Source organism: Serratia sp. CY74737, assembly GCF_052166775.1.
GTDB lineage: Bacteria > Pseudomonadota > Gammaproteobacteria > Enterobacterales > Enterobacteriaceae > Serratia > Serratia ureilytica.
The window spans coordinates 212,424-226,592 of the sequence record NZ_JBJNOF010000007.1; the positions used below are offsets into that span (position 1 = coordinate 212,424).

Genomic DNA, 14,169 nt, shown 5'->3' on the forward strand with positions numbered 1-14,169 from the left:
ACTAGTACAGCAGCATACCATAGGGCCGTCAAAATCAATAACGTCTCTGCCACTCGGCGTCGGTCAGCACCTTGGCCGGCCGGTGCGTCAGATAGCGGTAAAACGCATCGTAAGCCAGCACGTTCTTGACGTAGCCGCGGGTTTCCGAGAACGGAATGCTTTCGATGAACGCTACCGGATCGATCCGCCCCGCGCTGTTGCCCAGCCAGGTGTTCACTCGCGACGGGCCGGCGTTATAAGCGGCGCTCGACAGAATGCGGTTGCGGCCGAACTGCTGATAGACCGACTCCAGATAGCTGGTGCCGATGGTGATGTTGGTCTGCGGATCGAACAATTGGCTCGGCCCGACGTAGCCGGGAATATTGTACATCTGCACCGTATGCTGCGCGGTGCGCGGCATGACCTGCATCAGGCCGGAGGCGCCGACCGGCGACTGCGCCTTCGGATTCCAGGCGCTCTCCTGACGCGCGATCGCCATCGCATAGCTGCTGGTGATCCCTTTGTCATCGGTGGCGCGGCGGAACTCCTGCGGCCAGGCGACCGGGAAACGCTCTTCCAGATGATCCCACAGCTTGCCGACGATGGTCGCCTGTACGCTCAGATCGGCCCATTTTTGCTCAAAGGCGTAACGCGCCAGCGCCTCTTGCTCAGGCCGGCTGCGGCTGGCGACATAGGAACCCCACTCGCTGCGGGCCAGGTTGTCCATATTCCAGTACATCAGCTCGCGCACTCGGGCCACTTCCGGCCCGTCGGTCAGCGACGCGCGCGGCTTGGCCGCCACCGCCACCATCACCGGATAGGTTGCGTTCAGCTTCTGCGCCGCCACCATCGGATAGAAGCCGCGTTCGGTCATCAGGTTGCGCAACATCTCCTCGCCTTCGGCGCGTTTGCCTTCGTCCATCAGCTGACTGGCGCGCCAGTAGCGCCACTCATCCTTGTTGCGCGACTCTTCCGGCAAGCGAGCCAGCCAGGTCGCGACGCCCTGCCGATCGCCGTTGCCCAGCGCCATACGCACCCGACGCTCCAGCAGCGAAGGCGAACGGCTGCGCAGAATCACCTGATCGCGCCACTGCGCCTGTTCATAGGTAGCGTCGCTGCCCATCAGGCGCCAGGCCACCGCCTCTTCCAGCCCCAGCCGCTCCTCGTCGCTCATTTTCTGCAGCCGCGCGAGCGTCGGGATCATCGCCCGCGCGTTTTCCACATCCTGCCGCGCCAGGCGCTCAAAGGCGATGCCGGTGGCGGCACGGGTAAAGTCGGTCGGCCCTACGCTGCGGGCGAAGGCTTCCACGGTGGTCGGATCGTTTTGCAAGCGCACCAGAGCGTTGCCCATGGTTTGATAGTCGGCCGGCAACTGGCTGTAGAGGTTGCTGACCAGCGAGCTGTTGCCCTCTTTCAGCGCCAGCTTCATGCGCGCCAGAATATCGAGCGGCGTTTGCTTGCCTGCGCCGCGCCAGACGCTGAACAGCCGATCGCAGGCGCCCGGCAGCGTTTTGCCGTTCAGCCACAGCTCGTCGGCGCCGCTCCAGGCCGCCTGCTGATCGCCGGTGGCCCATTTGGCGTAGTAATAGTTGCAGCGCGCCGCCACCGGTTTGGGCGGCTGCGGGCTGAAGGCCAACAGGGTACGCCAATCTTCGCGCCGCGCCAGTTCATTGACGAAGCGCGGCGCCAGCGATTTCGCCGGCGGTAGCGTCGGGTTGCGTTTGATAAAGTCGTTCACTTCGGAGAACCCCGCCTGACTCAGATCCTGAGTCAGCTCGCGGTATTCCAGATAAGGATAAAGCGGGTAATCGCGCAGCGTCGGCATCAGCTGCGCCACCACGTCCATCTGATTGCCGTCCCACGCCTGCTTGATCTGCTGGTAGCGCTGACGTTGCGCATCCAGAGAATCCGCCAGCGCCGCGCCGGAAAACGCCGTCAGGCACAGCCCCATCGCCAACAGCCGTCGCTTGTCCACCTTGACCATCCTCGCTCTTTCCTCACTGATTGTGCCGCGGGAGCCGCCCAGCTCCCCGGTGACCGCCGCGCCACGGCGCCGCAGAACAAAATAAAACCGGGCGCACGGCCCGGACGCAGATATCTACCATAGACAGCGCAATCGCTCATCCATTCAATACTGTAGAAGAAGAAGTGTATCGCCATGATCGGAGCCAGGTAAAAAACGTTTACTTTGGCTGACAAATCAGGGCGGCGGGATATTATCGCCGGCCGGATTTTTATTAGCCGCAACGGCGTTTATTGGAAAAGTAAAATACTTTCTAATTATTAGTTATCACACTATTGCATTTAAGAGATAGCGCCGGCGTTGCGCAAATCGCCTGACAGCTGGCCAAACGCGCCAACTTTGCAGAAAAGCGGTGGCAAACCCGAGAGGGCATTTTTATACTATCAAAAATAAGTAGGATAATTCCGAGAAAACAGCACATAAAGCGCCCAACGAAGACATCTTATAATACAATCCGCGCCAATTATGGGTAGATAGTGTTCATTAGGCAGTGCGACTGACAGCTTTCAGCAAAACGATTGTCCCTTCAAGCGGGCCGGATTTTTACTTGTCGGGCCACGGCCTGCGGGCGGTGGATCAGGCCGGAATGGCGGGTGAAGATGGCGAGTAATACCGCGATAACGATGCGTTGCGCAAAAAGCCCCGTGCCGGGCTTCCTTGCCGCACGCCTGAATATCGGCCGCCTGTTGCTGATCGTTTTGTTGGCGCTGCTGACGTTGCCCGGGCCTGCGCGCGCCGCCGATGATCCCTATCAACAGCGCACGCACGCCGTGACGACCGTGGTGGTAGGCATCATCAGCTACGCCCGCTGGTCACGTGAACCCAATCCGATCCGGTTGTGCGTGACCGCACCCACCCAGTATGCCGAGGGGCTGTTCGATCCGATCCTGCTCAGCGCGCCGCGTCCGATTAAAACCGAACGCGTGCCGTTCGACAGCCCGACGCTGAGTACCGGCTGCGATGTCATCTATTTAGGGAACATCAACGCCGCGCAGAGACAAAATTTCATGCAGCGCATTTCCGGCAACTCCATTCTCAGCATCAGCGAGAACGATAGCGAATGCTCCGCCGGCAGCGCATTTTGCCTGCAGATCAACGGCGACCAGGCCGGCTTCAAGGTCAACCTGGACGCCCTGGCGCGCAGCGGCGTGCGCGTTCACCCCAACGTGCTGCAGCTGGCGCGCAAACAGGCGCCGCCGCTATGAGGCTGTTGCGTAGAAACCGTTCCGGCAATGCGCGCCCGACGTTGGGCCGGGTGCTGCAGCGGGTGCATCTTGGGCTGGCATTGATCGCCGTCGGCACCGCCGGCATCTTTCTGACGCTGGTGGCGCTGTTCGCGCTGCGCGCCTATGCCAACCACAACCTGCACCTGATCGCGCGCTCCATCAGCTATACGGTTGAAGCGGCAGTGGTGTTTGGCGATCGCCCCTACATTCGCGAGGCGATGGTGCTGATCGCCGCCAAAGAAGAGGTGTCGGAGGCCAAAATTCTGAACAACGCCGGTGACGTGCTGGTCAGTTGGCATCGTCCCAAAGATGGCCCACTGCACGGCATGGAGCAGGTTATCGCCCACTGGGCACTGCCCGAGCCGGTCATCCTGCCTATCTCCCACGAGGGCAAACAGGTCGGCCAGGTCTGGCTGAGCGGCAACGGCGGCAGCCTGTTGCGTTTCCTGTTGCGCGGGCTGGTCGGCATGATCGCCTGCATGGTGCTCAGTACCCTGTGCGCCCTGGTGTTGTCGCGCCGCATGCTGGTCGGCATCGTCAGTTCGTTGGACGACATCGCCAACGTGGCGCATGCGGTGCGGCGAGATCGCACCTTCGGCCTGCGGGTGCCCTCGGCGCCGATCGCCGAGCTGCATGAGCTCAGCAATGATTTCAATGGCTTGCTCGATGAACTGGAGGCCTGGCAGGCCCATCTGAAGCAGGAAAACGACTCGCTGGCCCACCGGGCGACGCACGACAGCCTGACCGGCTTGCCGAACCGCGCCTTCTTCGAAGGCCGGCTGAGCCGCGCCCTGGGCGATATCGCGCCGCCGGCGAAATTGGCGGTGCTGTTTATCGACGGCGATCGCTTCAAGGAAGTGAACGACAGTTACGGTCACGCCGCGGGCGATGCGGTGCTGACCACCATTGCCGGACGCATTCGCGCGCAGCTGCGCGAAACCGATCTGGTCGCACGCCTGGGAGGAGATGAATTCGCCGTGCTGCTGGCGCCGGTGCACAGCACGGAAGATGTCTTGCAGATCGCCGACAACATCATCGATTGCATGACGCAACCGGTTATTTTACCGAACGACGAGACGATCATTACCTCTCTGAGTATCGGCATTGCGCTGTACCCTGATCACGCGTCGACGCCTCAGGGTCTTTTGCACGAAGCTGACGATGCGATGTATCAGGCAAAGCATCGTTATAACGGAGGCTGGCGGCTGGCTATACATAAATAAGAGCCCCGGCTATAACACTTGAACTAGGGATTTTGACTATGATACAGCAACTGTTTAAAGGTCGTTTTTCACTGCTGACGATGGCGTTCGTCGCCCTGCTGGCGCTCGCCGGTTGCCAGAGCAAGCCGCAAGGCCTGACGCCCGAGCAGGTTGCGCTGCTGCAATCGCAGGGCTTCAAACTGACCGACAACGGTTGGGAATTCGGCCTGTCGGATAAAGTGCTGTTCGGCAACAACATCGGCAAGCTGAACCCGGAAAGCACCGAGACGGTGCAGAAGATGGGCCGCGCGCTGCTGAGCGTCGGCATCACCAAGTTCCGTCTGGACGGCCATACCGACAACTACGGCGAAGACAGCTATAACGATCAGCTCTCCCTGCGCCGCGCCGATGCGGTCGCCGATCTGCTGGCCAGCGTCGGTATTCCGCGCGCCAACATCGAAACCCGCGGCATGGGCAAGCGCGATCCCGTCGCCGACAACCGCACCTCCAGCGGCCGCGCGGAAAACCGCCGCGTCGCGATCGTCGTCACGCCATAAGCCACCAATATGCGCCTTTATCGGCGCATAAACGGTTATACTTAGCGATCGCTGAGCGATGTCTGGGATCCAAGATCGAAACGGGCTACACTCATGCCGCCAGACATCCTATAAATACTGATATAGAGAGGCTTAGAGCAACGTGGCTCAATACGTCTATACCATGCACCGCGTCGGCAAAGTGGTACCGCCGAAGCGTCATATTTTGAAAAACATCTCCCTGAGCTTCTTCCCTGGGGCAAAAATCGGCGTACTAGGCCTGAACGGCGCCGGTAAGTCCACCCTGCTGCGCATCATGGCCGGCATCGATACCGATATCGAAGGGGAAGCGCGCCCGCAGCCGGGCATCAAGATCGGTTATCTGCCGCAGGAGCCGCAGCTTAACCTCGAACACACCGTGCGTGAGTCGGTGGAAGAAGCGCTGGCGGAAGTGGTCGGCGCGCTGAAACGCCTGGACGAAGTGTACGCGCTGTACGCGGAAGAAGGCGCAGACTTCGACAAGCTGGCCGCTGAACAGGGCCGCCTGGAAGAGATCATTCAGGCGCACGACGGTCACAACCTCAACGCGCAGCTGGAACGCGCCGCCGATGCGCTGCGCCTGCCGGACTGGGACGCCAAAATCGCCCATCTGTCCGGGGGTGAACGCCGCCGCGTCGCGCTGTGCCGCCTGCTGCTCGAAAAGCCGGACATGCTGCTGCTGGACGAACCGACCAACCACCTGGACGCCGAGTCCGTGGCCTGGCTGGAACGCTTCCTGCACGACTTCGAAGGCACCGTCGTGGCGATCACCCACGACCGTTACTTCCTGGATAACGTGGCCGGCTGGATCCTCGAACTGGACCGCGGCGAAGGCATTCCGTGGGAAGGCAACTACTCGTCCTGGCTGGAGCAGAAAGACGCGCGTCTGGCGCAGGAAGCGTCCGCCGAAGCCGCTCGTCGCAAGTCGATCGAGAAAGAGCTGGAGTGGGTGCGCCAGGGCGCCAAAGGCCGCCAGTCCAAAGGCAAGGCCCGTCTGGCCCGCTTTGAAGAGCTGAACAACACCGAATACCAAAAACGTAACGAAACCAACGAACTGTTCATTCCACCTGGCGCGCGCCTGGGCGATAAAGTGGTCGAAGTCAGCAACCTGCGCAAGTCTTACGGCGACCGCCTGCTGATCGACGACCTGTCGTTCTCGGTGCCGAAAGGGGCGATCGTCGGCATCATCGGCCCGAACGGCGCGGGTAAATCCACGCTGTTCCGCATGATGTCCGGTCAGGAGCAGCCTGATTCCGGCAGCATCGTGCTGGGCGATACCGTCAAGCTGGCGTCCGTCGATCAGTTCCGCGACAGCATGGACGGTTCGAAAACCGTGTGGGAAGAGGTCTCCGGCGGGCAGGACATCATGCGCATCGGCAACACCGAGATGCCGAGCCGCGCCTATGTCGGCCGCTTCAACTTCAAGGGCATCGATCAGGGTAAACGCGTGGGCGAGCTGTCCGGCGGTGAGCGTGGCCGTCTGCACCTGGCCAAGCTGCTGCAGGTTGGCGGCAACGTGCTGCTGCTCGATGAACCGACCAACGACCTGGATATCGAAACCCTGCGCGCGCTGGAAAACGCCCTGCTGGAATTCCCAGGCTGCGCCATGGTGATCTCGCACGACCGTTGGTTCCTCGACCGTATCGCCACCCACATCCTGGACTACCAGGACGAGGGCAAGGTGGAATTCTTCGAAGGCAACTTCACCGAGTACGAAGAGTACAAGAAGCGTACGCTGGGCGCCGATGCGCTCGAACCGCACCGCATCAAGTACAAAAAGATCGCCAAGTAATCCCCAAGGCGCCGCATGCGGCGCCTTTTTTTATGCCCGCGTCCGGCGATAATCGCGCGGTGAGCACGCCATCACGCGCTTGAAAGCATGGCTGAACGCGCTGTCGGAATCGTACCCCAAACGTTGCGCGATGATGGATACCGGTTCAACACCGGTACGCAGCGCCCGCGCAGCCAGCAACATGCGCCAACGCGACACATACTCAAGCGGCGCCATTCCCGCCTTCTGCTTGAAGCGCAGCGCCAACGTCGAACGGGAAACGCTCGCCGCATCGGCCAATGACGCCACCGTCCAGCGACGGGCTGGATCGGCGTGTACTGCCTGCATCGCGGTGCCGATGCGCGGATCGAACAAGGCGGGCAGCCAGCCGGAGGCCGCGCCCTCCTCCCCCGTCAGGTAAATCCGCAGCGCCTGGGTCAACATGATTTGCCCCAGGTGATGCGTCATCAGCGCGCTACCCGGCGAAGACTTTAACAGCTCGTCCGCCAGCCGCTGCAACGCCCATTGCAACACGGCGGCCTCTTCGGTGCCGCCTCGGATCACCATCAACGCCGGTAAACTCCCCAACAACCGCTCCACTTCCTCACCGAAGGTAAAACTCCCGCCGATAAACAGGCAATCCTCCGCCTCGCCGCAGCTCGCCACACCATTTTTCGCCTGCAGATAAAGTACGTCAGCATCGAGCGCCGGCAGCGACAGATCGCTGCCGACAGTGACCGGCAGGCTGCGGGTCAGCAGCAAGCAGTCGCCGGCCGCCAGCCGCAGCGGTTCGGCCAACCCTTCCGCCGCCAGCCAACAGCCGCCGCGCACCACCGCGTTGAATTTCCCGCTCTGCGGCGCAGGAAAATGAACGGCCCAGTCGCCGCCGGCCTTCAGGCCGCCGAAAAACGCATTCTGGCTGTTCAATGGCGCAAGCACTTCCGATAACGGATCCATACCCTCTCCCCCTAAGCCCCTTTCATGAGCATAGCCCGCGCCATGCTCCAGCCAAAGGTTTTAGGACGATGGCGACAGAAATTAGGCGTCGGCGTCATCTGCCAGGCCTACTCCCGCGTCAGCTCGCGCGCGTAGTCGTCAAACGCCGGGTGCTGCAATACCACATCGATGAAACAGGCCAGCGCCGGGGAATTCAGCTTGCGGCTCGGGTAGACCAGATACAGTTCATTCCCTTCTGCGCGCCAGGCCGGCAACACCTCCACCAACAGCTTCTGCGCCACCACCTCGCGGCTGAGAAACGCCGGCAGCAGCGTGATCCCCGCGCCGGCGATAGCGCATTCGCGCGCATACAGCAGATTGTCGGTGGTGTGCGCCAGCGGCAGCTGCCAGCGGTAATAATCGTCGCCGCAGCGCAGGTTCCAGGCCGTCCAGGCGCGGTGGGCAATACAGCGATGTTGCTGCAGCTGCTGCGGGTGCTCGATCGGCGAGTGCTGCGCCAGATAGGACGGCGCAGCCAGCAGATAGCGCGGCGCATACCCGAGGCGGCGGCCGATCAGCGAAGAATCCTGCGGCTTGCCGGTGCGCAGCGCGGCGTCGAAGCCTTCCTGCACCAGATCCACCATGGCGTCGGATACCGACACCTCCAGCGATACGTCCGGGTACTGGCGCTGAAAATCCGCCGCCAGCCGCGCCACCAGGGTTGCCCCCAACCCGGCCGGCGTCGAGATGCGCAGGCGGCCGCTCGGGTTGTCGCGCAGCCGCTGCAGCGCCAGATCGGCCCGCTCGGCGGCGGACATCATCGCCTGGCAATGTTCCAGATAGCGCTCGCCGGCGAAGGTCAGGTTCAACTGGCGCGTGGTGCGGTTGAGCAAACGCAGCCCCAGCGTCTGTTCGAGCTGGCTGATGCGCTGACTGACGCTGGACTTCGGCAACCCGACACGCTGCGCGGCGGCGGTGAAACTGCCGCACTCCGCCACCAGCGCGAACAGCGCCATGTCCTGCAGCTGTTTGAACTCCATTGTTCACCTCTGACGAACACTCAGTTAGATATTGTCCATCTTATCACCCCACTGCTGCGGGTCTACACTGGGGACATCATTTGAAAGGAGCACAATCATGTCGATAAAAGCCATTGCCGTAGACCCGCAGAACCCCGCCGGTTTCATCGAAATCTCACCGGAGATGCCGGTGCCCGGCCAGTACGATCTGCTGGTGGAAGTGAAAGCGGCCTCGGTCAACCCGGTGGATACCAAAGTACACGCCGGTCTGCAGAAAAGCGGCCTGCAGCAGCCGCGTGTCCTCGGCTGGGACGCCAGCGGCATCGTGCTGGACGTGGGCAGCGGCGTCAGCGGCTTCAAGCCCGGCGATGAAGTGTGGTACGCCGGCGACATCACCCGGCCCGGCAGCAACAGCAGCCACCAACTGATCGACTCGCGCATCGCCGCGCACAAACCGCGCAGCCTGAACTGGGCGGAGTCCGCCGCCATGCCGCTCACCGCCCTCACCGCCTGGGAAGCGCTGTTCGAGCACCTGAACATTCAGGATGCGCCCGAGCACAAGACGCTGCTGATCATCGGCGGCGCCGGCGGGGTCGGCTCGCTGGCCATTCCGCTGGCCGCGCTGCGCAGCAAGGTGAAAGTGATCGCCACCGCGTCCAGGCCGGAATCCGCCGCCTGGTGCCGCGAGCGGGGCGCCGACCTGGTGGTGGACTACCGCGATTTGAAGGGCAACCTGGCGCAACACGGCATCGAGCAGGTGGATTACATCCTCTGTCTGAACGATACCGACGGCCACTGGCCGGCGATGGCCGAACTGATCGCGCCGCTCGGCCATATCTGCACCATCGTCGAGAACGCGCAGCCGTTGGATCAAAACGCGCTGAAGCTGAAAAGCGCCGCGCTGCACTGGGAATTCATGTTCACCCGCAGCATGTTCACCACCCCGGACATCGCGCAGCAAGGCCGGATCCTGCAGCAGGTGGCGCAACTGCTGGACGACGGCAAGCTGAGCACCACGCTGAGCGAAACCCTGCACGGGCTGTCGGTAGACACGCTGACCGCCGCGCACCAACAGCTGCTCGGCGGCCATATGCAAGGCAAGCTGGTTATCGCTTACTGAGTTCGCATCGCGGCGGCGTTCTGCGCCGCCGTTACTGCGGGCGAACGAAGCCGACGCACAGCACCTGCTTGTCGCTCTGCGGATCGGCGCGGAACGTCAGCGTCTGCTGCCAGTCGAGGCGCATCTTCGGCCAGTGGGCCAGTTCGCCGCCGAAGTCGCTGTGCGCGCAGTCTTCACCCAACCGACCGAACAAGGCGACGCCATGCTGCGCAATCTGCGGATAGCTGATGTTGACGTTGTAGATGTTCGGCCGCGTATGATTTGACCAGCGCGTAATGGTCTGCGGCCGGGAACCGGCATACACCGTCATCCACTGCGACAGGTATTCGCCGCCGACGTAACGCAGACTGACGCCATACCGCTCCTGCCACAGCTGTTCCACCCCGGCGCTGAACGCCTTGATGCCCACCATCTTCTGACCGGCATTGCGCACGTTGCCCAGCATCACCGCGGCATACCCCAGATAGACCGCCAGCGCCGCGCACATCAGCCCAATAGTCGCCGCCCGCAGCGAACGCACCGGCGGCTGACGCACGCAGCCGACCAGCAGCGCGGGTGCCAGCATGAAGAACGGCTGCAGCCACTCGGTCAAGCGGCCGCCGACGTTGAAGGAGAACCAGAAGGTGATGATGCCGAGCGGCAGCAGGTAGATCCACAGCAGCACCCGCATCGGCAAGGCTTTCGGCCAGGCCAGCACCGCCCCGCTGCGGCGCAGGATCCACCACAGCACCAGCGACGGATAGAACACCAGTAGCAGCGACTGCAGCATGTCGAGATTGAGCTGCATCTTGATCTGCGAATCCACCCACTTAAAGGCGGCGAAGTCGTGGTTCCACAGCCAGAATACGTTCGGCAACACCAGCGCCAGCCAGATCGCCACCGCCAGATAGAACTGCGGTTGGCGATAGCAGCGACGGATCTGCGGCACGAACAGCGTCGACAGCGCCGCGAAATAGACGAAGGCGAAGGTCGAATACTTCGCCATCATCGCCAGACCGGCGGCCAACGCGAAGGCCGGCCACCAGTTGGCCGAACGGGAAATCGCCATGTGGAAGAACAGCGCCATCCACGGCCACAGCATCACCAACAGGTAGTTGTCGTTGTAGGGAATGATGTCGAAATTGATGATGCCGGACAGGTTGAGCGTCAGCAGCGCCATCCAGGCTAGCGAAGTGCTGCCGCTCAGACGTCGCGCCAGCAGCCAGACGCCCAACATGCCGATGGCGATGGCGATGAAGTGCCCGCCGTACCAGTAAACGTTCAGCGGCAGCCACGACAGCCAGATCGCCGGCTGCATCGCCGCACCGACCAACCAAGGATTTTTCGGTGAGCCCCACTCGCCGTTGAGGCCCCAATTGAGCGCCTCGACGGCGTCGTAAGGCAGGGTAGGATCGAGATGAACGGTCAGCAGCGTCCAGGCTGCGGCATAGCAGATCAACCAGAGAGCGAGTAAGCGATAAGACATGTCTTCTTCTGAGCGTTATTGTAAAGAAAATCTTAACTTAGTCGCTACCGAATGAACCATGTTTAAACAAGCCTTTAAATGTGCGTCCGAGCGGCCGTTTCTGCCGCGCGATCGCACATTACGCTAATTTTTCTCAGCCTGCGGCGTGGCGCTGGGCGGGCGCATTCGCCAGCCGGCCGGCGTCCGCCGCCAGCAGCTGTTGCACCAGCTCGACACAGCGCAGGAAGCGCTCTTCGTAATCGCTGGACTCAACGTGCACGTACTCGATGTTGTTGGCGCGCAGCATCTCCTCCAGCAGGCGCTGGAACGCCAGGCGATCGGCGGTGCTGCCGAGACTGCGCAGGCCGTCCGCCACCCACGGCGTGTTGTTTTCCAGCAGGATCACCAGATCGAAGCGGTATTCGTCGATCAGCGCCTGCACGAAGGGATGCTCACGCCCTTCGTACTTTTTGCAAAACGCCTGGGTGGTGACGAAATCGGTATCGATAAACGCCACCTTGTTGGCGTACTTGACCGCGAAATCTACGTATTGCGCCTGCCCGAGGGCAATTTTGTCGTAGTCGGAGTACTGCAGCGCCATCTCGTCGCCGCCCAGGTGCGAGAACACGTAATCGCGACCATATTCCCAGGCGCTGGTGGTGTTGAAGATGTTGGCCAGTTTGTTGACCAGCGTCGATTTGCCGCTCGACTCGCCGCCGAGGATCGCCACGGTGCGCACGAAGAACGGTTTCACCTCGGTCGGGATGTAATCCCAATAACGGAACGGATCCTGACGGATCTGATTGCCGCTGATGTTCATGAACGAGCGTTCGGGGTCGACCAAAATGGTTTCGATGCCCAGATGCTCGCGGTAGCGCGGCGCATCCTGCGCTTCGCTGGAATAGATGAAGCTCGGCACGATGCCTTTCTGTTCCATAAAGGCCTTCATGCCGTCGCTCCACACGTTCCAGCCGTGCGGGTACGGTTCGATGCCCTGCTCGTCGAACGAGTGGATATGGATGTTTTTCTGGTACTTGAAGGTCTGCAGCAGCCAGCGCAGGCGATCGCTGACCGTCGGCTGTTGCGACATCGAACTGTTCTCGAACAGCTCACGGTCGCGCGGCTCGTCGTGGCACAAGATAACGTGCAGCTCATCCACCTGGCTGCAGGCGCGCTGGATCAGATAGATGTGGCCGGTGTGCAGCGGGTAAAATTTACCAAACACCACGCCGACTTTGACCTCTTTGCGCGGGAACTCCAGCCCGAGAAAACGGTGCAGCGCCTCGAGCTTTTGCGCGCTCGGGCTTTTGATCTTGTCGTTCAACAGCTGGCTGAGATAGCCTTTGGTCATGCCGCTGGCATCCGCCACCTGCTGCAACGTGCAGCCCTTTTGCTTGATGGACGTCTTCAGGTAATCAAATTGCGGCATGGCCACCTCCGTTTAGTATGCTAAACAAAATAGCATATCTTTCTCGCCGTCGGCGACATTAATAAAACCCTTCCAGCACGTCCAGCGCGTCCGCCAGCTTCTTGACCCCGAACACCTGCATATTGGCCGGCGGCTTTTTCGGCATATTGCCGTGCGGCACGATGGCGCGTTTGAAACCGTGCTTGGCCGCTTCGGAGATGCGCTCCTGGCCGCTCGGCACCGGACGGATCTCCCCCGCCAACCCCACTTCGCCGAACACCACCAAATCGTTCGGCAGCGGCCGATCGCGCAGGCTTGAGACCAGCGACATCAGCAGCGCCAGATCGGCGCTGGTCTCGCTGACCTTCACCCCGCCGACCACGTTGACGAACACGTCCTGATCCGACATCTGCAGCCCGCCGTGCCGGTGCAGCACCGCCAGCAGGATCGCCAACCGGTTCTGCTCCAGCCCCACCGCCACGCGGCGCGGGTTGGACATCATCGAATGATCCACCAGCGCCTGGATCTCCACCAGCAGCGGCCGGGTGCCTTCCCACACCACCATCACCGAACTGCCGGAGGTCACTTCGTCGCCGCGGCTGAGGAAGATAGCCGAAGGGTTGCTCACTTCGCGCAGCCCCTGTTCGGTCATGGCGAATACCCCCAGCTCGTTGACCGCGCCGAAGCGGTTCTTGTGGCTGCGCAGGGTGCGAAAGCGGGAATCGGCGTCGCCATCCAGCAGCACCGAACAGTCGATGCAGTGTTCCAGCACTTTCGGCCCGGCCAGCGAGCCGTCTTTGGTGACGTGGCCGACCATCACGATCGCCACGCCGCGCGTCTTGGCGAAGCGCGTCAGGTAGGCGGCGGTTTCCCGCACCTGCGCCACGCTGCCCGGCGAAGACTGAATGTCCGCCATGTGCATCACCTGAATCGAGTCGATCACCATCAGCTTCGGCTGTTCCTGCTCGGCGATCAGGCAGATCTGCTCGATGCTGGTTTCCGACAGCATGTTCAGGCCGCCGGTCGGCAGCCCCAGACGGTGGGCGCGCATCGCCACCTGCTGCAGCGATTCCTCGCCGGTGACGTACAGGGTTTTCATCTGTTCGGACAGTTTGCACAGCACCTGCAGCAACAGGGTGCTCTTGCCGGCGCCGGGGTTGCCGCCGATCAGAATCGCGCTGCCGGGCACCACACCGCCGCCCAGCACGCGATCGAACTCGAGAAAGCCGGTGGTGAAGCGCGGCAGCGCCTCAAGGCTGATTTCCGACAGCTTCTGCACTTTGCTGACACCGGCGTCGCCGGCATAGCCGCTGAGGCGATCGTTGCGCGCCGCAGTGGGCGACGCGGCCAAACGCACTTCCGTGATGGTGTTCCAGGCATGGCAGGCGCTGCACTGCCCCTGCCAACGCGGATAGTCCGCCCCGCACTCATTGCACACAAATGCCCGTTTTGCCGCTTTTGCCACG

11 protein-coding genes are annotated in these 14,169 nt (G+C 62.0%); 5 read left to right on the forward strand and 6 right to left on the reverse strand.

Annotated features, from left to right (window positions below):
• Positions 1–34: 34 nt before the first annotated feature.
• A complete protein-coding gene (gene sltY, locus ACJ8PE_RS12305) occupies positions 35–1,963 on the reverse strand; it encodes a murein transglycosylase (RefSeq protein WP_046688214.1) in 1,929 nt (642 codons plus the stop codon).
• Positions 1,964–2,595: 632 nt separating this feature from the next.
• Here sltY and ACJ8PE_RS12310 point away from each other — a divergent pair.
• The 4 genes from ACJ8PE_RS12310 to ettA all read left to right on the forward strand — a co-directional run bounded on the left by ACJ8PE_RS12310 (position 2,596) and on the right by ettA (position 6,797).
• Positions 2,596–3,207: a YfiR family protein gene (locus tag ACJ8PE_RS12310; protein ID WP_033651698.1), complete on the forward strand. Its 612-nt coding sequence runs from the start codon at positions 2,596–2,598 to the stop codon at positions 3,205–3,207.
• Positions 3,204–4,451: a diguanylate cyclase domain-containing protein gene (locus ACJ8PE_RS12315; RefSeq protein WP_033641804.1), complete on the forward strand. Its 1,248-nt coding sequence runs from the start codon at positions 3,204–3,206 to the stop codon at positions 4,449–4,451. Before ACJ8PE_RS12310 ends, ACJ8PE_RS12315 begins: the two co-directional genes overlap by 4 nt.
• A 38-nt stretch (positions 4,452–4,489) precedes the next feature.
• On the forward strand, positions 4,490–4,987 hold the full coding sequence (locus ACJ8PE_RS12320; RefSeq protein ID WP_033641803.1) for an OmpA family protein: 498 nt from the start codon (positions 4,490–4,492) through the stop codon (positions 4,985–4,987).
• A 142-nt stretch (positions 4,988–5,129) separates the two neighbouring features.
• The gene (gene ettA / locus ACJ8PE_RS12325) at positions 5,130–6,797 is read left to right on the forward strand and encodes an energy-dependent translational throttle protein EttA (protein ID WP_442518821.1); all 1,668 of its coding nucleotides are present in this window, start codon (positions 5,130–5,132) and stop codon (positions 6,795–6,797) included.
• 30 nt (positions 6,798–6,827) lie between these two features.
• On the opposite strand, the gene ACJ8PE_RS12330 is transcribed toward ettA, so the two are convergent.
• Together ACJ8PE_RS12330 and ACJ8PE_RS12335 are read right to left on the reverse strand one after the other, a co-directional pair.
• Entirely contained in the window at positions 6,828–7,733 is a 906-nt protein-coding gene (locus tag ACJ8PE_RS12330; RefSeq protein ID WP_404769015.1) for an AraC family transcriptional regulator, read from the reverse strand.
• Positions 7,734–7,840: 107 nt separating this feature from the next.
• Complete coding sequence (locus ACJ8PE_RS12335; protein ID WP_033641801.1) at positions 7,841–8,752, reverse strand: LysR family transcriptional regulator; 912 nt, start codon at positions 8,750–8,752, stop codon at positions 7,841–7,843.
• A 97-nt stretch (positions 8,753–8,849) separates the two neighbouring features.
• Here ACJ8PE_RS12335 and ACJ8PE_RS12340 point away from each other — a divergent pair, with 97 nt between their 5' ends.
• A complete protein-coding gene (locus ACJ8PE_RS12340; protein ID WP_072626700.1) occupies positions 8,850–9,851 on the forward strand; it encodes a zinc-binding alcohol dehydrogenase family protein in 1,002 nt (333 codons plus the stop codon).
• A gap of 31 nt (positions 9,852–9,882) precedes the next feature.
• On the opposite strand, the gene ACJ8PE_RS12345 is transcribed toward ACJ8PE_RS12340, so the two are convergent.
• The 3 genes from ACJ8PE_RS12345 to radA all read right to left on the reverse strand — a co-directional run bounded on the left by ACJ8PE_RS12345 (position 9,883) and on the right by radA (position 14,168).
• The gene (locus ACJ8PE_RS12345) at positions 9,883–11,316 is read right to left on the reverse strand and encodes a glycosyltransferase family 39 protein (protein ID WP_197666599.1); all 1,434 of its coding nucleotides are present in this window, start codon (positions 11,314–11,316) and stop codon (positions 9,883–9,885) included.
• 133 nt (positions 11,317–11,449) lie between these two features.
• Positions 11,450–12,724 carry a multifunctional transcriptional regulator/nicotinamide-nucleotide adenylyltransferase/ribosylnicotinamide kinase NadR gene (gene nadR / locus ACJ8PE_RS12350; RefSeq protein ID WP_033641798.1) on the reverse strand — a complete coding sequence of 425 codons (1,275 nt, stop codon included), beginning with the start codon at positions 12,722–12,724 and terminating at the stop codon, positions 11,450–11,452.
• A 58-nt stretch (positions 12,725–12,782) separates the two neighbouring features.
• Entirely contained in the window at positions 12,783–14,168 is a 1,386-nt protein-coding gene (gene radA, locus ACJ8PE_RS12355; protein ID WP_197793048.1) for a DNA repair protein RadA, read from the reverse strand.
• Between the last annotated feature and the right edge of the window lies 1 nt (position 14,169).